The 17,046-nt window shown below is 61.1% G+C and carries 18 protein-coding genes and 1 rRNA gene; 5 read left to right on the top strand and 14 right to left on the bottom strand.

The window, feature by feature from the left end:
- Positions 1–32: 32 nt before the first annotated feature.
- Positions 33–809 (top strand): exodeoxyribonuclease III, encoded by a 777-nt coding sequence (locus tag ACQ4WL_RS17585; RefSeq protein WP_436510890.1) that lies wholly within the window; start codon positions 33–35, stop codon positions 807–809.
- A gap of 6 nt (positions 810–815) precedes the next feature.
- Here the strand turns inward: ACQ4WL_RS17585 and ACQ4WL_RS17590 are convergent, their stop codons facing one another.
- The 13 genes from ACQ4WL_RS17590 to ACQ4WL_RS17650 all read right to left on the bottom strand — a co-directional run bounded on the left by ACQ4WL_RS17590 (position 816) and on the right by ACQ4WL_RS17650 (position 13,590).
- Entirely contained in the window at positions 816–1,682 is an 867-nt protein-coding gene (locus ACQ4WL_RS17590) for an RluA family pseudouridine synthase (protein ID WP_436510892.1), read from the bottom strand.
- A gap of 34 nt (positions 1,683–1,716) precedes the next feature.
- Positions 1,717–2,619: a M48 family metallopeptidase gene (locus ACQ4WL_RS17595; protein WP_436510894.1), complete on the bottom strand. Its 903-nt coding sequence runs from the start codon at positions 2,617–2,619 to the stop codon at positions 1,717–1,719.
- Complete coding sequence (locus ACQ4WL_RS17600) at positions 2,600–3,859, bottom strand: AmpG family muropeptide MFS transporter (RefSeq protein WP_436510895.1); 1,260 nt, start codon at positions 3,857–3,859, stop codon at positions 2,600–2,602. Before ACQ4WL_RS17600 ends, ACQ4WL_RS17595 begins: the two co-directional genes overlap by 20 nt.
- On the bottom strand, positions 3,859–4,470 hold the full coding sequence (metW, locus tag ACQ4WL_RS17605; RefSeq protein WP_070222822.1) for a methionine biosynthesis protein MetW: 612 nt from the start codon (positions 4,468–4,470) through the stop codon (positions 3,859–3,861). Before metW ends, ACQ4WL_RS17600 begins: the two co-directional genes overlap by 1 nt.
- On the bottom strand, positions 4,467–5,666 hold the full coding sequence (gene metX / locus ACQ4WL_RS17610) for a homoserine O-succinyltransferase MetX (protein WP_436510897.1): 1,200 nt from the start codon (positions 5,664–5,666) through the stop codon (positions 4,467–4,469). The genes metW and metX overlap by 4 nt, the downstream gene beginning before the upstream one ends.
- 134 nt (positions 5,667–5,800) lie before the next feature.
- Positions 5,801–7,543, bottom strand: a complete 1,743-nt coding sequence (gene ptsP, locus ACQ4WL_RS17615) for a phosphoenolpyruvate--protein phosphotransferase (protein ID WP_436510899.1) — start codon at positions 7,541–7,543, stop codon at positions 5,801–5,803.
- 44 nt (positions 7,544–7,587) lie between these two features.
- Positions 7,588–7,857 (bottom strand): HPr family phosphocarrier protein, encoded by a 270-nt coding sequence (locus ACQ4WL_RS17620; protein ID WP_034749416.1) that lies wholly within the window; start codon positions 7,855–7,857, stop codon positions 7,588–7,590.
- A gap of 92 nt (positions 7,858–7,949) precedes the next feature.
- A complete protein-coding gene (locus ACQ4WL_RS17625; protein WP_035824452.1) occupies positions 7,950–8,354 on the bottom strand; it encodes a PTS sugar transporter subunit IIA in 405 nt (134 codons plus the stop codon).
- 2 nt (positions 8,355–8,356) lie between these two features.
- A complete protein-coding gene (gene gshB / locus ACQ4WL_RS17630) occupies positions 8,357–9,325 on the bottom strand; it encodes a glutathione synthase (protein ID WP_436510900.1) in 969 nt (322 codons plus the stop codon).
- A gap of 97 nt (positions 9,326–9,422) precedes the next feature.
- Positions 9,423–10,721, bottom strand: a complete 1,299-nt coding sequence (gene gshA / locus ACQ4WL_RS17635) for a glutamate--cysteine ligase (protein ID WP_436510901.1) — start codon at positions 10,719–10,721, stop codon at positions 9,423–9,425.
- A 204-nt stretch (positions 10,722–10,925) separates the two neighbouring features.
- Positions 10,926–12,461 (bottom strand): ammonium transporter, encoded by a 1,536-nt coding sequence (locus ACQ4WL_RS17640; protein WP_436510902.1) that lies wholly within the window; start codon positions 12,459–12,461, stop codon positions 10,926–10,928.
- 11 nt (positions 12,462–12,472) lie between these two features.
- A complete protein-coding gene (locus ACQ4WL_RS17645) occupies positions 12,473–12,811 on the bottom strand; it encodes a P-II family nitrogen regulator (protein WP_010393464.1) in 339 nt (112 codons plus the stop codon).
- A gap of 11 nt (positions 12,812–12,822) precedes the next feature.
- A complete protein-coding gene (locus ACQ4WL_RS17650; RefSeq protein WP_436510903.1) occupies positions 12,823–13,590 on the bottom strand; it encodes a TorF family putative porin in 768 nt (255 codons plus the stop codon).
- Positions 13,591–13,859: 269 nt separating this feature from the next.
- Here ACQ4WL_RS17650 and ACQ4WL_RS17655 point away from each other — a divergent pair, with 269 nt between their 5' ends.
- From ACQ4WL_RS17655 to ACQ4WL_RS17670, 4 genes are all read left to right on the top strand, one after another.
- Positions 13,860–14,108 carry an accessory factor UbiK family protein gene (locus ACQ4WL_RS17655; protein WP_035824443.1) on the top strand — a complete coding sequence of 83 codons (249 nt, stop codon included), beginning with the start codon at positions 13,860–13,862 and terminating at the stop codon, positions 14,106–14,108.
- 111 nt (positions 14,109–14,219) lie between these two features.
- Positions 14,220–15,740: a YifB family Mg chelatase-like AAA ATPase gene (locus tag ACQ4WL_RS17660; RefSeq protein ID WP_436510904.1), complete on the top strand. Its 1,521-nt coding sequence runs from the start codon at positions 14,220–14,222 to the stop codon at positions 15,738–15,740.
- A 64-nt stretch (positions 15,741–15,804) separates the two neighbouring features.
- The gene (locus ACQ4WL_RS17665) at positions 15,805–16,350 is read left to right on the top strand and encodes a hypothetical protein (protein ID WP_436510905.1); all 546 of its coding nucleotides are present in this window, start codon (positions 15,805–15,807) and stop codon (positions 16,348–16,350) included.
- Between the two features lie 180 nt (positions 16,351–16,530).
- Entirely contained in the window at positions 16,531–16,875 is a 345-nt protein-coding gene (locus ACQ4WL_RS17670; protein ID WP_436510907.1) for a DUF1840 domain-containing protein, read from the top strand.
- A 61-nt stretch (positions 16,876–16,936) separates the two neighbouring features.
- Here ACQ4WL_RS17670 and rrf read toward each other — a convergent pair.
- Positions 16,937–17,046: ribosomal RNA gene (gene rrf / locus ACQ4WL_RS17675) — 5S ribosomal RNA — on the bottom strand; the annotation flags it as partial.

Below are 17,046 nucleotides of genomic sequence, written 5' to 3' on the forward strand. Positions count from 1 at the left end.
GCCCCGTCCAGCGCCCTATTCACTCTCAATCTATGCCAAAAATTATCTCTGCCAACCTGAACGGCATCCGTTCCGCCGCAAAAAAAGGCTTTTTCAACTGGATGGGCACGCAGACGGCCGATTTCATCTGCGTGCAGGAATTGAAGGCGCAATTGCCCGACATGACGCCGGAATTCCTCAATCCGCACGGCTACCATGGCCATTTCCACTACGCCGAGAAAAAAGGCTATTCGGGCACGGGCGTGTACAGCAAGGTCGAACCGGACGCCGTGCATATCGGTTTCGGCAGCCCGGAATTCGATGCCGAAGGCCGCTACGTACGCTGTGATTTTGGCAACCTGTCCGTCATTTCCGTGTACTGCCCGTCCGGATCATCCGGTCCGGAACGCCAGGAAGCCAAGTTCCGCTTCATGGAATTGTTCCTGCCTCACTTGCTGGCATTGAAGGCGCTGGGGCGTGAAGTGGTCATCTGCGGCGACTGGAACATCGCCCACCATGAAATCGACCTGAAGAACTGGAAGGGCAACAAGAAGAATTCCGGCTTCCTGCCGGAAGAGCGCGCGTGGCTGACGCGCGTCTTCGACGAAGTGGGCTTTGTCGACGTGCACCGCGGCCTGGACAAGCGCGAAGACCAGTACACATGGTGGAGCAACCGCGGACAAGCCTACGCAAAGAACGTGGGCTGGCGCATCGACTACCACGTCGCCACCCCCGGCATCGCGGCGCAGGCGCACACGGTCAGCGTCTACAAGGACGAACGTTTCTCCGACCACGCGCCCTTGATCGTCGATTACACCATCAAGGCCTAATCACCGCTACAGGCTGCGCCGGCTCTCGAAGTAGCGCGGCTCGCCGCTCAAAGGGTCCGTGAAATCGATCGCGCGCGCCAGCAACTGCAGCGGGTGCGACATGTCGTCTTCCTTGCACGGCAGGGCAACGGGGTAAAACGCATCGTTGACGATGGGGATGCCCAGCGCGGCCAGATGCACGCGCAGCTGGTGCTTGCGGCCCGTGTGCGGCTGCAGCCGGTACAGGTTCATGTCGCCGCGCTCTTCGACCACGTCGATGATGGTTTCCGAATTCGGTTCGCCCGCTTCCTCGCGCATAAGAAAAAACTGCGCGCCCTCGACCATGCGGCTGCGATAGGTGAACGGAAAATCGCGGCCATCCAGGCGTGGCGCCAGCGCCTCATACGTCTTGCGCACTTCACGGCGCTGGAACAGCGACTGATACGCGCCACGACTGGCTACCTGGCGCGAAAAAATCACCACGCCAGCCGTCTCGCGGTCGAGGCGGTGGATCGGCGTCAGCTCGGCGCAGTCCAGGTTTTTCTTCAGGCGCGTCAGCAGGGTCTCCTGCACGAATCGCCCGGCCGGCGTCATGGGCAGAAAATGCGGCTTGTCGACCACCACCAGGTGTTCATCCTGAAACAGGATCTCTTCCTGGAAGGGGATCGGCGTTTCGCACTCCAGCTCCCGGTAGTAAAAAATGCGCATGCCGCGTCGGTATGCGCTGTCCGGTTCAAGCACGGCGCCGTCGCCATTGACCACGTCGCCGCGCGCCATGCGGTCTTGCCATTGCGCGGCGCTGATCTGCGGATAGTGCTCGAGCAGAAACGACAGCATGTCCGGCCACTGCCCCTCCGGCAGCCACAGATAGCTGGCCGCTACGCCGTCGCGCATGGGCAATGGCGCAGGACTGCGACGGGAAGACATCCTAGCGCGCAGCGATGGCGTTGCTGCGGTAGGGCGGCAAGGCATCCACGCTGACGCCCTTGCTGCGCGCGTACAACGGCAGCACTTGCGCCATGTGGCTGTTCATCTGCGAGATGCGGTCACTGCCCGACGGGTGCGTCGAGAGGAATTCCGGCGGCGCGCCCTTGCTGACCGCCGCCATCTTTTGCCACAGCACCACGCCTGCGCGCGGATCGAAACCGGCACGCGCAGCCAGGTCCATGCCGATCAGGTCCGCTTCGCGTTCATCGTCGCGCGAGAACTTCAGCATCACGCCCTTGGCCGCCATGTTCGTGGCGGTGCTGGTCAGATTCGGATCGACGCCGAGCCAGGCCGACAGGCCAGCGCCGGCCAGCTTGGCGCCGACGGCCGCCAGGTTGCCCTTGCCGGCCTGCGCCTGCGAGTGTTCGCGCAAGGCGTGCGAAATTTCATGCCCCATGACGACGGCCACTTCATCGTCGGTCAGGTTCAGCTTGGTGATAATGCCGCTGTAAAAAGCGATCTGCCCGCCCGGCATGCAAAAGGCGTTGACCTCGTCCGAGTTGAGCAGGTTGACCTGCCAGTTCCAGTTGGCCGCCGCCTCGTTCCAGCGCGTGGCGAACGGGATGATGCGCTGGGCGATGGCGCGCAGGCGTTTCACTTGCGGATCGTTGTCCGGCACCAGCGCGTTTTTTTCCTTCGCTTCGTTGACCAGCTGCGTATATTGCTGCTTCGATTGTGCATTGAAATCGGCGCCGCCGGCAAAGATGCGCGAGGTCGACAAAGGACGTACCTTGATGCCATCCTGTACCGTCGCCTGCTGGGCGAAGACGGACAGGGGCGCCAGCGCGGTGGCTGCGCACAGGCTGGCCAGGACGGTGTAGCGTTTAAGGGATATTGGTGCCATTGGCAGACCTCCATGGAGCGATTTTAGGCAGCATCATCATGGCCGGGAAGGCCAGGAAGAAGCAAACGATGAAAAACGAGAACCAGCCCAGCTCGGCGACCAGGAAACCCACCGAGGCATTGATCAGGGTGCGCGGCACGGCGCTCAGGCTGGAAAACAGGGCATATTGCGTGGCAGTGTAGCGCGGGTCCGTGGTGCGCGACAGGAACGCGACAAAGGCGGCCGCACCCAGGCCCAGGCTGGCGAAAGCTTCAAAACCGATCACGGCGCTCAATAGCATGGTGTTCGGCCCCACCTGCGCCAGCCAGGCAAAGCCAAGAATCGCGATCGCCTGCAGCGCGCCGAACACCCACAGGCCCCGGTTGATGCCCAGCTTGAGCATCCATATGCCGCCCACCACGCCGCCGGCCAGGCTGGCCCAGAAACCCGTGGTATTGGCGGCCAGGCCGATCTGCGTCATGCTAAAACCCAGGTCGAGATAAAACTTCGTCGCCAGCGCCGTGGCCATGCTGTCGCCGATTTTATAGAGTAATACGAAAGCAAGGATCCACATTGCGTTACGCCAACCATCGCGCGCGATGAATTCCTGAAATGGCAAGATGATCGCTTCGCGCATGGTCTTCGGCGGCGAGCCATACACGGTCGGCTCCCTGATCAGCAAGGTGCACACAAACCCCGGCAACATGAAGGCGGCCGTGATCCAGAAGACGGGCTGCCACGGCATGCGGTCGGCCAGGATCAGCGACAGCGCGCCCGGCACCATGCCCGCCACTTTATACGCGTTGACGATGACGGCGGCGCCCAGGCCCTGCTCGTTGTCGCTAAGGATTTCGCGCCGGTAGGCGTCGATGACGATGTCCTGGCTGGCCGACAGAAAGGCCACGCCACCGGCAGCAAACGCGATCAGGCCGATCTGCGTGAGCGGATCGAGCATGCCCATGGCGCCGATGGCAAAAAACAGCGCCACTTGCGTTAGCGCCATCCAGCCGCGCCGGCGTCCCAGGCCCAGGATGCGGTAGCGGTCCATCAGGGGCGCCCACAGGAACTTCCAGATATACGGAAACTGCACCAGGGCGAACAGCCCCAGCGCCTTCACATTCAGCCCCGACTTGGCCAGCCATGCCTGCAGCAAATACAGCAAGATAAACAGGGGCAGGCCGGAACTGAAGCCCAGCACCAGCACGGCCAGCATGCGGCCATTGGCATAGGAACGCCAGCCTGGCGCCGGGCTTGCGTTCATCAATGCACCGCTTTTTTACGCAGGCGGAAAACGGCCAGGTCGCCGCGCAGGTTGGGCAGCACGGAGACCATCTTGCCTTCGGCCAGGGCCACGCATTCGATCACTTCCAGGCCGCATTCCTCGGCCAGTTCACGGAAGTCGTTGATGGTTGCGCAGCGCACGTTGGGGGTGTCGTACCACTGATAGGGCAGCGATTTCGACACGGGCATGCGCCCTTTCAGCAACGCCACGCGGTGCGGCCAGTAGGCGAAGTTGGGGAACGAGACGATGGCCTCGGCGCCCACGCGCACGATGTCGCGCAGCAGCGGCTCGACCTGCTTCATCATCTGCAGCGACGACAGGCACAGCACCGTGTCGAAGCTGTTGTCACCAAAGATGGCCAGGCCTTTTTCCATGTCCTGCTGGATCACGTTGACGCCGCGCAGGGTACTGGCCAGCACCTTGTCATCGGCAATCTCGATGCCATAGCCGCTGCACTCCTTGTCGCTTTGCAGGTATTGCAGCATCACGCCTTCGCCACAGCCCACGTCCAGCACGTGCGCGTTGTTCGGCACCCAGTGGGCGATGAAGGCCAGGTCGGGGCGCAGCGCGCTCAATTCGTCAAAAGTCATGCGATCTCCTTGGCGCCCTGGCGGACGGCGGTGTGCTGTGCAGGAGCGGGCAAGCCCGCCCCGATGTCGTTCCATACCTGGCCATAATAGGCGCGCACCATGTTCATGTAGCGCGCATCTTCCAGCAGGAAGGCGTCGTGGCCGTGCGGCGCATCGATTTCCGCATACGTGACCTGGCGGCGGTTGCACACCAGCGCCTCGACAATTTCGCGGCTGCGCTCAGGCGAGAAGCGCCAGTCGGTGGAAAACGAGGCGAGGAAGAACCTGGCCTTGGTGCCCGACAGGGCCTTGGCCAGGTCGCCGCCATGCGCGCGCGCCGGATCGAAATAATCGAGTGCCTTGGTGATCAGCAGATACGTGTTGGCGTCGAAGTATTCAGAGAACTTGTCGCCCTGGTAGCGCAAATATGATTCGATCTCGAAGTCGATGCCGAAGCCGAATTTGTAGTCGCCCGTCTGCGCCGCATCGCGCAGCTTGCGGCCGAATTTCTCGGCCATGTCGTCATTCGACAGATACGTGATGTGGCCCACCATGCGCGCCACGCGCAAGCCGTTCTTCGGCACCACGCCGTGCGCATAGAAGTCGCCGCCATGGTAATCAGGGTCGGACAGGATGGCCTGGCGCGCCACGTCATTGAAGGCGATATTTTGCGCCGACAGCTTGGCCGTCGAGGCGATCACCACGCAGTGGCGCAAGCGCTCGGGGAACATGATGCTCCACGCCAACGCCTGCATGCCGCCCAGCGATCCTCCCATCACGGCGGCGAACTGGGCGATGCCCAGTTCATCGGCCAGGCGCGCCTGCGCGCTGACCCAGTCTTCCACCGTGACGACGGGGAAAGAAGCGCCATACGGCTTGCCGGTGGCGGGATTGGTGTGCATGGGGCCCGTCGAGCCGAAGCAGGAGCCCAGGTTGTTGACGCCGATGACGAAGAATTTATTGGTGTCGAGCGGCTTGCCCGGTCCCACCATATTGTCCCACCAGCCCGTGCTTTTCGGTTCATCCGCGTATACGCCGGCCACGTGGTGCGAGGCGTTCAGGGCATGGCAGACCAGCACTGCGTTCGATTTGTCGGCGTTCAGGGTGCCGTAGGTTTCATACATCAACATATAGTCGCGCAGCGATGCACCGCTTTGCAGCTGCAGGGGTTGCGCAAAATACATGGTTTGCGGCGAAACGATTCCAATGGATGACATGTGTGTCGGTTTATAAAAAGGGGTGGCCCCACGGGCCATGGTCGATGCAGCACCGCGATGATAGGTGCTGCAACTGTAGCATCAGGAACCATCTTGCCGCGCGCGATGTGTCCTGATGCCGATAAGGTGACAGTTTACATGAGCTGCAGTTGCCGGACGGCTTCCGCGATCACATTTGGTTCCATGGAACGCATAATTTTGCGCATTTGTGGTGCGATCAGGCCCAGGTCGCTGTTGAGGATCTCTTGCTTGACCGCTAACAGCTGGGCCGGATGCATGGAAAACTCGCGCAGTCCCATGCCCAGCAGCAAGCGCGTGAGCTTCACGTCGCCCGCCATTTCGCCGCAGACGGCCACGTCGATGCCCGCCTTGTGGCCGGCCACTATCGTCATGGAGATCAACTGCAGCACGGCCGGGTGCAGCGGATTGTACAAATGCGCCACTTCGTAATCGACGCGGTCGATGGCCAGGGTGTACTGGATCAGGTCATTCGTGCCGATCGACAGGAAATCCATGCGCTTGACGAACATGGGCAAAGCCAGCGCGGCGGCCGGAATCTCGATCATGGCGCCCACTTCGACGGCGTCGTCGAACTTGACGCCCTCCTCGCGCAGGCTGGCCTTCGCTTGCGCGATCATTGCCAGCGACTGGTCGATCTCGAAGGCATGCGCGAGCATGGGGATCAGGATGCGCACCTTGCCGAAAGCCGAGGCGCGCAGAATGGCACGCAGCTGCGTCAGGAACAGCTGCGGCTCGGCCAGGCAGTAACGGATGGCGCGCAGGCCCAGCGCGGGATTCAACGCTGTATGCTCGGACTGGTCGAGCGGCTTGTCGGCGCCGATGTCGAGCGTGCGGATAGTCACCACGCGCCCTTTCATCGACTGCACCGTGTTGCGGTAAGCCTCGAACTGCTCGTCCTCGGTGGGAATCTTGTGGGCGCGGCCCATGAACAGGAATTCGGAGCGGAACAACCCCACGCCGCTGGCGCCGGACTCCAGCGCAAACGCGCAATCTTCGGGCAATTCGATATTTGCCAGCAGGGTAACGGGCGTGCCGCATTTGGTCACGGCCGGCGTCTTTTTCAGCTTGCCCAGCTTCTTGCGCGCGCGCTGCATGGCCACCTGGCGCTCGCGGTACTGCTCCAGCACCAGGGCGCTGGGGTTGGCGATAACCACGCCGGCGTCGCCGTCGATGATCAGCCAGTCGTCCTGCTCGATCAACATCGACGCCTGCGACATGCCGACGGCTGCCGGGATATCCAGGCTGCGCGCGACGATGGCCGTGTGCGAGTTCTGCCCGCCCACGTCGGTGATGAAACCGATGAAGGAGCGGTCGCGGAATTGCAGCATGTCGGCCGGAGAGATGTCGTGGGCGACGACGATCATCTGCGCCAGCAATTCATCTTCGGCCGCCGCCTTGGGCAGCAGCTGTTCGGTGCCCAGCAAGACCTTCAGCACGCGTTCGGCCACTTGCTGGATATCGGCCTTGCGCTCGCGCAGATACGGGTCTTCGATTTCATCGAACTGGGCCGACAGCTCATCGATCTGCGTCAACAGCGCCCATTCGGCGTTGTAGTGGCGCGAACGAATGATGTCGAGCGGCGCTTCGGCGATCAGCGGGTCCGACAGAATCAGCGCATGCACGTCGATGAACGCACCGAGCTCGGTGGGCGCATCTTTCGGTAACTCATTCCACAGGGTTTGCAGTTCCTTGTGGACGGCGGCGATGGCGTTTTGCAAGCGCTGGACTTCGGCTTCGATCTGCTCCTGGGCGACCAGGTAATGTTTGACGTCAAGGGCGGCCGGCGCCAGCAGATGCGCGCGGCCAATGGCGATGCCGCGGGAGACCGGGATGCCGTGGAGCGTGAAAGATGCCATGGGGTGACCTGTCGGAATGCGGCTGCGGCTGCGTTCGGCGGGCATTACTCGCCTTCGCCAAACCTGTCATTAATCAGGGCGGTGAGCGCATCGACACATGCCTGCTCATCATCGCCCTCGGCTTCCAGGGTCACTTTCGCGCCCTTGCCGGCGGCCAGCATCATCACGCCCATGATGGACTTGGCGTTGATGCGGCGCGCGTTGCGGGTCAGCCAGACGTCGCTCTTGAACTTGGCGGCGAGCTGGGTAAATTTGGCGGAGGCGCGTGCGTGCAGTCCCAGCTTGTTGATGATTTCGAGTTCTCTTTGAATCATTTTTGTATGGTCTCTATCCCTGAATGCACTACGCTGATGACAATCTTGGTCTATAAAACCCGCCGCCTTCAGGGCGGCGGCCATGCACTTCCTTATTCGCCCACACGGATGCGGTTATCGACGCGCACGGCGCCGCTTTGCGCACCGGCCAGCGCCATCTCCACCACCACGTCAAGCGTGTCGCGGCGATACGTGATGGCGCGCAGCAGCATCGGCAGGCTGATGCCGGCGATGACTTCCACCCTGCCCGCATCGGCCAGCTTGTTGCAGCAGTTCGACGGCGTGCCGCCCTTCACGTCGGTAATCACCAGCACGCCGGAGCCGTCGTCGAGGCGGCAGATGGCGTCCGACGCCAGCTTTTGCACTTCCGCCAGGTCTTGGTCGGCGACGACGTCGATGGCTTCAAAACGTTCCGTTGGCCCGCGAAACACATGCGCGCAAGCGGCGATGAACGCCTGTCCCAGCGGTGCATGTGTCATGAGCAAAATCCCTACCATAGTCATTTCACCTTCTGGCGCTGCTGCGCTTGCGCAACGCCGTCTTCGACGGCGTCGACAAACATGGCCGCCACGTCAAAACCCGTCTGCTGCATGATTTCCTGGAAGCAGGTCGGGCTGGTGACATTGACTTCCGTCAGATAGTCGCCGATCACGTCCAATCCTACCAGCATCAGGCCACGCGCGGCCAGGATCGGGCCCAGCTTTTCTGCGATTTCCAGGTCGCGCGCCGTCAATGGCTGCGCCACGCCCGTGCCGCCGGCGGCCAGGTTGCCGCGCACTTCACCCGCCTGCGGGATGCGCGCCAGCGAAAACGGCACCGGCTTGCCGCCGATGACGAGGATGCGCTTGTCGCCCTTGACGATGTCGGCAATAAAACGCTGCGCCATGATGGTCTGCGCGCCGTTTTCGCTCAAGGTCTCGATGATGGCGCCCAGATTCAGGCCATCGGCCTTGACGCGGAAGATGCCCGTGCCGCCCATGCCGTCGAGCGGCTTGAAGATGACGTCCTGGTGCTTGGCGTGGAAAGCGCGCAGGCGCGCTTCATCCGACGTCACCAGGGTCGGCGAGGTGAATTCGGAAAACTGCGCAATGGCCAGCTTTTCATTGTTGTCGCGGATGGCGGACGGCTTGTTGAAGACGCAGGCGCCCTGCTTTTCCGCCAGCTCCAGCAGATACGTGCCATACACGTATTCCATGTCGAACGGCGGATCCTTGCGCTCGATGATGGCGTCCAAGGTCGACAGGCGCACTTCTTCGGTGGAGACGACCTTGTACCAGTCGTGCTCGTCGCCCGTCAGCTCGATATGCCGTACCCGTGCCGTGACGATGCCCTCTTCCAGCGCCATGTCCTTCTGTTCGAAGGCGTACACGGCGTGGCCGCGTTTGGCCGCCTCGCGCATCATGGCGAAGGTGGAATCTTTGTAAGTCTTGAAGCCTGCCAGCGGGTCGGCAAGGAATGCAATTTTCATGGTGCGTCCAATCGGGGAGCCTGGATAAGGAATGCTTGATTCTAGCCGAGATCGCCAGACGCGGTAGTCACCGCGCCCGGCGATCTGCGGGGACGGATCAATACACCTCGGGATTCGGGTCCGTGCGCTCCATTTCCAGCGACGCGGCCAGCAAGGCCAGGCGCGCCACCACGCCATACACGTAGAAGCGGTTCGGTGCGGCCGTGCCCGGCTTGGCCTTCAAGTCCGGTACGGCATGCTGCTGGGCAAACGCCAGCGGCACGTACTGCGAGCCGGGCGCGTTCAGGTTCTGGTCCACGCCACGCTCTGCGTGCACGCGATAGAAACCGCCCACCACGTAGCGGTCGATCATGTAGACGACAGGCTCGGCCACGGCATCCTTGATGCTCTCGAAGGTCGGCACGCCTTCCTGGATGATCACGTCGGTGACGACCTTGCCATCCTTGACGATGGACATCTTGTCACGCTGCTTGCCCGACAGGTCGCGCACTTCGCTGGCGTCGCGCACTGTCATGATGCCCGTGCCATACGTGCCCGCATCGGGCTTGACGATGACGAAGGGCTTTTCCTTGATGCCGTATTCCTTGTATTTCTTGCGGATCTTGGCCAGCAGCACGTCGACGCTGGCGGCCAGCGCGTCTTCGCCCTCGCCTTCCTGAAAATTCACATCGCTGCACTTGGCGTGGAAGGGATTGAGCATCCACGGATCGACATCGATCATCTTGCCGAATTTCTTCACCACTTCATCGTAGGCCGCGTAGTGGTTGCTCTTGCGGCGCAAAGCCCAGCCCGCGTGCAAAGGCGGCAGCAGGCTTTGTTCATGGATATTTTGCAAGATATCGGGGATACCATCTGACAAGTCGTTGTTCAGCAAGATCGTGCACGGATCGAAATCCTTCAAGCCCAGGCGGCGACCGTTGTTCAGGCGCACGAGGGGCTCGATGACGAGCATGTTGCCATCTGGCAACGCCAACGGTGTCGGCTGGGTGATCTCGGGCGACCACGAGCCCAGGCGTACGTGCAGCCCCGTCTGGCGGAAGATCTGCATCAGGCGCGCCACGTTTTGCAGGTATTGCGGCGTGGTGTTGTGCAATTCCGGCACCATCAGCAGGTTGCGGGCATCCGGGCAATACTTGTCGATGGCGGCCATGGCCGCCTGCACGGACAAGGGCAGCATTTCCGTGGCCAGGTTGTGGAACCCGCCAGGGAACAGATTGGTATCGACAGGCGCCAGCTTGTAGCCCGCATTACGCAAGTCTACCGAGCAATAGAAGGGCGGCGTATGCTCTTGCCACTCCATGCGAAACCAGCGCTCAATGGCCGGCGTCGCGGCCAGAATCTTTTTTTCGAGGTCGAGCAGCGGTCCGGTCAGGGCCGTGACGAGATGGGGAACCATAGTTACATCCTTAAATTATGTGCAGTATTCAAAAAAGCACACAGAACTGCCGACTATATTACCGTGTAAGTACCCCAAATCGGGGCAAAACCCTTGTTTTAAAGACCTTTTCCATTCCCACAATGAAAAAAAGGCACCTCAATGAGGCGCCTTTTCCAGCCGGACATGCCGCGCCGGGGCGCTGGCATGCCAGATAATTGCTATTTAGCCATGATAAGCTTGCTCGCCGTGGCTGGTGATATCGAGGCCTTCGCGCTCTTCCTCTTCCGGTACGCGCAGGCCGATGACGATGTCGACCAGTTTATAGGCGATGACGGAGACCACGGCCGACCAGATGATGGTGGTGCCGACCGCTTGCGCCTGCACCCACACCTGGTGTCCGATGGAATATGGGTCAGCCGACATCTTGTTGGTGACATAGTCGAAGATGCCTTGACCGCCCAGTTGTGGCGCAGCAAACACACCGGTCAGCAAGGCACCGAGGATGCCGCCCACGCCATGCACGCCGAACACGTCGAGCGAATCGTCGGCGCCGATCAAGCGTTTCAGGCCATTCACGCCCCACAGGCAGACGACACCGGCCAGCAAGCCGATGACCAGGCCACCCATCGGACCGACAAAGCCGGCCGCCGGGGTGATCGCCACCAGGCCAGCCACGGCGCCCGATGCGCCACCGAGCATCGATGGCTTGCCTTTGCTGATCCACTCACCGAACACCCACGACAGGGTGGCGGCAGCGGTGGCCAGCAGCGTGTTGACGAAGGCCAGGGCAGCCACGTCGCCCGCTTCCAGCGAAGAACCGGCATTGAAACCGAACCAGCCCACCCACAACAGGGAAGCGCCGATCATGGTCATCGTCAGCGAGTGCGGCGCCATCGATTCGCGGCCGTAGCCGACGCGCTTGCCGATCAAGATCGCGCCCACCAGGCCAGCGACGGCAGCGTTGATGTGCACTACGGTGCCGCCGGCGAAGTCCAGCGCGCCTTTTTGCCAGATCCAGCCCGCTTTGAGCGCTTCGCTGGCCGAGGTGGCGGCATTGGTGATCAGGTCAGGCCCCGTCCAGAACCAGACCATGTGGGCCGCTGGCAGGTAGGCGAACGTGAACCACAGCACGACGAAGGCCAGCACGGCGGAAAACTTGGCGCGCTCGGCAAAGGCGCCGACGATCAGTGCGCACGTGATGGCGGCAAAGGTGCCCTGGAAAGCGACAAACACGAACTCGGGAATGACGACGCCCTTGCTGAAGGTGGCAGCGGCGGCAAACGTGCCCTTGGCCGGATCCCAGATGCCGTTCAGGAACAATCGGTCGAAGCCACCGAAGAAGGCGGTTTTTTCCGTGAAGGCGACCGAGTAGCCGTAGATGCACCACAGAACGATGACCAGGGCGAACACCATGAACACTTGCATCAGCACCGACAGCATGTTCTTCGAGCGCACCAGGCCGCCGTAGAACAGAGCCAGGCCAGGGATCGTCATCAAGATCACCAGCAAAGTACTGATCATCATGAAGCTGGTATCGCCCTTGTTGGCGACGGGTGTGGCGGCGGGCACGGCAGCAGCCGGGGCCGGAGCGGCGGCAGCGGGCGCGGTGTCGGGAACCGGCGTCACGGCGGGGACAGCGACGGCAGTGGTCGTGGCCGCTTCCGTCTTGACGGGCGCATCGGCAAAGCTCGGCGCGGCGACGCCAAACGCACACAGGCAGGCTATCCCGGCGAGCAATTTTGTTATATTTTTATGCATCAATATTCCCCTTAGAGCGCTTCGTTGCCGGTTTCACCGGTACGGATGCGGATGACCTGTTCCAGGTTGTAGACGAAAATCTTGCCATCACCGATTTTACCCGTACGCGCGGCACCTTCGATCGCTTCGATGGCCTGGTCGACAATGGCGTCATCGACGGCCGCTTCAATCTTGGTCTTTGGCAAGAAATCAACGACATACTCGGCGCCACGGTAGAGTTCCGTGTGACCTTTCTGGCGACCGAAACCTTTCACTTCGGTGACGGTAATGCCTTGCACATTGATAGCCGACAAAGCTTCACGGACTTCGTCCAGTTTGAACGGTTTAATGATTGCAGTAATCATTTTCATGGCAGTCTCGCTTAAAAGGTTTTGGACACGGTCAGCACGAGCCCGGATTTCGCCAGATTCTTGCCGTTCGGTGCCAGCGACGTGATGTTGGCTTTTACGGCAGCCAGAGCCACTGTCACCACGCCAAAGTCCTTGGTCACGCCGATCTTGTAGTCGCTGTAGCTGAGGGAATCGTTGTGCTCGACCTTCTGACGTCCGGCATGCAGGTTCAGCATGTAGCCATCATGCACCTCGACGTTGGCGCCCACATCGAGGTAGCCGCTGTTCTTGCTGTCGGCAACACCGAACAGATTGGTGGTCGAATGCGAGTACTTGATATACATCGGGCCGTAGCCGAGCTGGCCGTACAGCTCGAAAGTGTTGGCATTGGTGCTCAGTCCATTCGAGGGATAGAAATAGTACAGACCGCCCACGTCATAAGTAAAATCCTTGCTGATCTCGCCCCGCTTGCCGCCGTAGATATCCCATTCCAGATTGGTATCGCCACCGCCGTCCTTGATCCATTTGATGCTCGACAGCCAGGTGCCCACATACAGGCCCGTTGGGTTATGGGTATAGTCGGCACCGCCGCTGATGGCTGGGTCCAGACGGCTTTGCGAGATGCCGCGGTAACGGTAGTCGCTGGTCAGCGCCACGTTGTAGCTCACCACGTTATCAGGTACGGCTTCAGCCGCAGCAGGCGCCGCCACTGCATCCTGGGCCATGGCGCTACCGCACAAGGCGGTCATGGCCAGCGTCAACGCTGCTACTAAAGTCATGTTCTTGGACAGATTCTTCATGGCGATTCCCTTTTATTGAACTTTTAAAGCGGTTGAGGTTTAAAATCTTGGCTGGAGATCACAAAGCGTTCATCACTTCTTTAGCAGAATACGTGCCAGCTCTCTTGCCACCTTGACAGGTGCATTTCCGTCCACACATGCCCTGCACACCCCCAGGAATGCGGATACGGACTGCTGAAGCACAATGAAGCGCCCAGTTTCGCACCAGATTAACGCCGCTGTGCACCGCAATGGTGCGATGCACAGGCCGCACCATAAAAGGACTTACCATGGACATGAATACCTTCTTTAACGACTTGCAAGGCAAGATCCATCAAGCCATCGAAAACTCGCCGGCCAAAGATATCGAGAAAAATGTGAAATCAATGATGACCCAGGGCTTCGCCCGCCTCGATCTCGTCACGCGCGAGGAATTCGATATCCAGGCGCAAGTGCTGGCCAAGACCCGCGCCAAGCTCGATGCACTGGAACTGCGCTTGATCGAACTGGAAACGCGCCTGAACGACCCAAAGGCATAAAGTACCGCCAACAAGATCGCGTTATACACGGCCTTGCTGGCATATCTCAAGCCTGACAGCGCTTCAAGCGCTAGACTGATCCTGCCCGCGCCCGCGCCACAGGGGAGTCTGATGAGTCTGGCCGTCCTGAAAAGCCGCGCCCTGGCCGGCATGGAGGCACCCGAGGTAAGTGTCGAAGTCCACCTTGCCAATGGCTTGCCGTCCTTTACCATAGTCGGCCTGCCGGATACGGAAGTGAAGGAATCGCGCGACCGCGTCCGCGCCGCGCTGCAAAACTGCGGCTTTGAGATGCCGGCGCGGCGCATCACGGCCAATCTGGCGCCGGCGGACCTCCCCAAGGAATCGGGCCGCTTCGACTTGCCCATTGCGCTGGGCATCCTGGCCGCCTCCGGCCAGTTGCCGGGCGACCAATTACACCACTATGAATTCGCGGGCGAACTGTCGCTATCGGGCCAGTTGCGCCCCATCCGCGGCGCCTTGGCCATGACCTTTGCCATGCAGCGCAGCCAGTCGGGTGCGCCACGCGCCTTCATCTTGCCGCAAGCGAACGCGGACGAGGCGGCGCTGGTCAGCGATGCCTGCATCTATCCCGCCCACAGCCTGCTCGAGGTCTGCGCGCATTTTGCCGCGCCCGCCAGCCAGACCGCCCTGCAGCGCCATCAGCCCGTGCTGGCAGCGCATGCTTTCACGTATCCCGACTTTGCCGACGTGCAAGGGCAGCAGCAGGCGCGACGCGCACTGGAAGTGGCGGCCGCGGGTGGTCACAACGTCTTGATGGTGGGGCCGCCGGGCTCTGGCAAGACCATGCTGGCCAGCCGCTTCCCCGGCGTGCTGCCGCCCATGAGCGATGCAGAGGCGCTGGAATCGGCCGCCGTGCATTCGCTGGGCGGCCACTTCAAGGTGGAACACTGGAAACGTCGTCCCTACCGTGCGCCGCATCAGACGGCGTCTGGCGTGGCCCTGGTGGGCGGCGGCAACGTGCCGCGGCCGGGAGAAATCTCGCTGGCCCACTGCGGCGTGCTGTTTCTCGATGAAATCGCCGAATTCCAGCGCCGGGTACTCGATGTCTTGCGCCAGCCCATGGAATCGGGCGTCATCAGCATTTCGCGTGCGGCCCGCCAGGCCGAATTTCCTGCCCGCTTTCAATTGATCGCCGCCATGAATCCCTGCCCGTGCGGCTATCTGGGCCACGCTTCCGGCCGTTGCCGCTGCACGCCCGACGCCGTGCTCCGTTATCACAGTCGCCTGTCCGGCCCGCTGCTCGACCGTATCGACCTGCAAATTGAAGTGGCTGCCATGCCGCCGGCGGCACTGGGGCGGCAGGCCGGCCCTGGCGAAAGCACGCAGTCCATCGCCACGCGGGTAGCGGCAGCCTATGCCTTGCAGCTGGCACGTCAGGGGAAATCGAACCAGCGCCTGAGCAACACGGAAATCGAACAACATTGTCGCCTGGAGCCACATGGCGAACAGTTGTTGCATGGCGCCATGACGCGCCTGCACTGGTCAGCGCGCACCTACCACCGGGTACTGCGCGTGGCACGCAGCATCGCGGATCTGGCGGACAGCTCCGCCATCACGCCGCCGCATGTCGCCGAAGCGATCCAGTACCGGCGCGTGCTGCGCGAGATATAAGGCGGCCAGTGACCGCCACACGTGCGCGATTGCGCGTGACTGGCGTCGCTGCTACCATCTGCTGATGAAAAAAACATCACTTACCCTCTTCCTGGCCACGCTCGCGACAGCTTGCACGCTGTCCGCCTGCAGTCCGAAATTCGACTGGCGCGACTATCGCAGCCCCGACGCCCAGTTCACGGCCCTGTTTCCAGGCAAGCCGGCCGTGCTGACACGCGAGATCGATCTGGATGGCAAGAAAGTCAGCCTGACCATGACAGCCAGCGAGGTTGATGGCAATACCTTCGCCATCGGCAGCGCCGTGCTCGACAGTGCGGAACAGGCACAGGCAGCCCTGCCCGCCATGAAGATGGCGCTGCTGAAAAATATCAATGGCGTCGTGCGCAGCGAAAAACTGGCCTCGGCTGCCAGCAGCACGGCAGCCGGCAGCCATCAACGCAGTTCGCTGAGCGTCGAAGCGACGGGCACGCAGCAAGGTAAACCCGTCTTTCTGGTCGGCCGTTTTGTGGCGCAGGAGAAACGTATCTTCCAGGTCATCATTCTTGGTGAAGAAAGCAAGCTGTCGCGTGACACCATCGACACCTTCATGGACTCAGTCAAACTGGATTGAGACTTAACGCTCGCTTAAACGGATGTTTTCACGGTCAGCAAGCTCTTGTAAATACGTGCACTGTCCAACAAATGGCCGTATCCGGCTTGCAAATGTGCAATCCGGGCAATCGGACGGCCTGTGCGATATTTCAAGTCGTGATATTGTTTCGACACTAACAACAAGTTTCAGAAAGTGCTTATGTTGATCTCATTCAAATCCAAATCTTCCCCAGAAGTGCTGATGTACCAGGAGCATGCCCAGCGTATCCTCGACATCCTGCACAAGAACCCCACGCGCGGCGTCATCACGCCAGTCGAAGCGGGCGATGCTCTGGCCTTGCTGGAAAAAGAAGTTGCGGAAAGCAAACTGCATCCGGAAAATGACATCGAACACGATGCGCATACGCCGGAAACGCTGGAAGATGGCGAAACGGGCACCCATGCGCGCGCACAGAAAGTGCATTTCTCACAGCGAGCCTACCCATTGATGGAAATGCTGCGCGCGGCCAAGGCGGAAGGTGAAAGCATCACCTGGGGCATCTAAGCCGATGAATGCTGCAGACGAAAAAAAACCCCGCACCTAGCGGGGTTTTTTTATATAACAAGCCTGACGATAACCTACTTTCACACTGGTTGCAGCACTATCATCGGCGCAAAGTTGTTTCACGGTCCTGTTCGGGATGGGAAGGGGTGGGACCAACTTGCTATGGTCATC

Origin of the sequence: Janthinobacterium kochi (assembly GCF_051380715.1) — a bacterium.
Classification (GTDB): Bacteria; Pseudomonadota; Gammaproteobacteria; order Burkholderiales; family Burkholderiaceae_D; genus Janthinobacterium.

Coding starts and splice junctions, on each gene's coding strand:
- ACQ4WL_RS17585 (WP_436510890.1), top strand. CDS start 33: ATGCCAAAAATTATCTCTGCCAACCTGAACGGCATCCGTTCCGCCGCA.
- ACQ4WL_RS17590 (WP_436510892.1), bottom strand. CDS start 1,682: ATGCGCGACGGCGTAGCGGCCAGCTATCTGTGGCTGCCGGAGGGGCAG.
- ACQ4WL_RS17595 (WP_436510894.1), bottom strand. CDS start 2,619: ATGGCACCAATATCCCTTAAACGCTACACCGTCCTGGCCAGCCTGTGC.
- ACQ4WL_RS17600 (WP_436510895.1), bottom strand. CDS start 3,859: ATGAACGCAAGCCCGGCGCCAGGCTGGCGTTCCTATGCCAATGGCCGC.
- metW (WP_070222822.1), bottom strand. CDS start 4,470: ATGACTTTTGACGAATTGAGCGCGCTGCGCCCCGACCTGGCCTTCATC.
- metX (WP_436510897.1), bottom strand. CDS start 5,666: ATGTCATCCATTGGAATCGTTTCGCCGCAAACCATGTATTTTGCGCAA.
- ptsP (WP_436510899.1), bottom strand. CDS start 7,543: ATGGCATCTTTCACGCTCCACGGCATCCCGGTCTCCCGCGGCATCGCC.
- ACQ4WL_RS17620 (WP_034749416.1), bottom strand. CDS start 7,857: ATGATTCAAAGAGAACTCGAAATCATCAACAAGCTGGGACTGCACGCA.
- ACQ4WL_RS17625 (WP_035824452.1), bottom strand. CDS start 8,354: ATGGTAGGGATTTTGCTCATGACACATGCACCGCTGGGACAGGCGTTC.
- gshB (WP_436510900.1), bottom strand. CDS start 9,325: ATGAAAATTGCATTCCTTGCCGACCCGCTGGCAGGCTTCAAGACTTAC.
- gshA (WP_436510901.1), bottom strand. CDS start 10,721: ATGGTTCCCCATCTCGTCACGGCCCTGACCGGACCGCTGCTCGACCTC.
- ACQ4WL_RS17640 (WP_436510902.1), bottom strand. CDS start 12,461: ATGCATAAAAATATAACAAAATTGCTCGCCGGGATAGCCTGCCTGTGT.
- ACQ4WL_RS17645 (WP_010393464.1), bottom strand. CDS start 12,811: ATGAAAATGATTACTGCAATCATTAAACCGTTCAAACTGGACGAAGTC.
- ACQ4WL_RS17650 (WP_436510903.1), bottom strand. CDS start 13,590: ATGAAGAATCTGTCCAAGAACATGACTTTAGTAGCAGCGTTGACGCTG.
- ACQ4WL_RS17655 (WP_035824443.1), top strand. CDS start 13,860: ATGGACATGAATACCTTCTTTAACGACTTGCAAGGCAAGATCCATCAA.
- ACQ4WL_RS17660 (WP_436510904.1), top strand. CDS start 14,220: ATGAGTCTGGCCGTCCTGAAAAGCCGCGCCCTGGCCGGCATGGAGGCA.
- ACQ4WL_RS17665 (WP_436510905.1), top strand. CDS start 15,805: ATGAAAAAAACATCACTTACCCTCTTCCTGGCCACGCTCGCGACAGCT.
- ACQ4WL_RS17670 (WP_436510907.1), top strand. CDS start 16,531: ATGTTGATCTCATTCAAATCCAAATCTTCCCCAGAAGTGCTGATGTAC.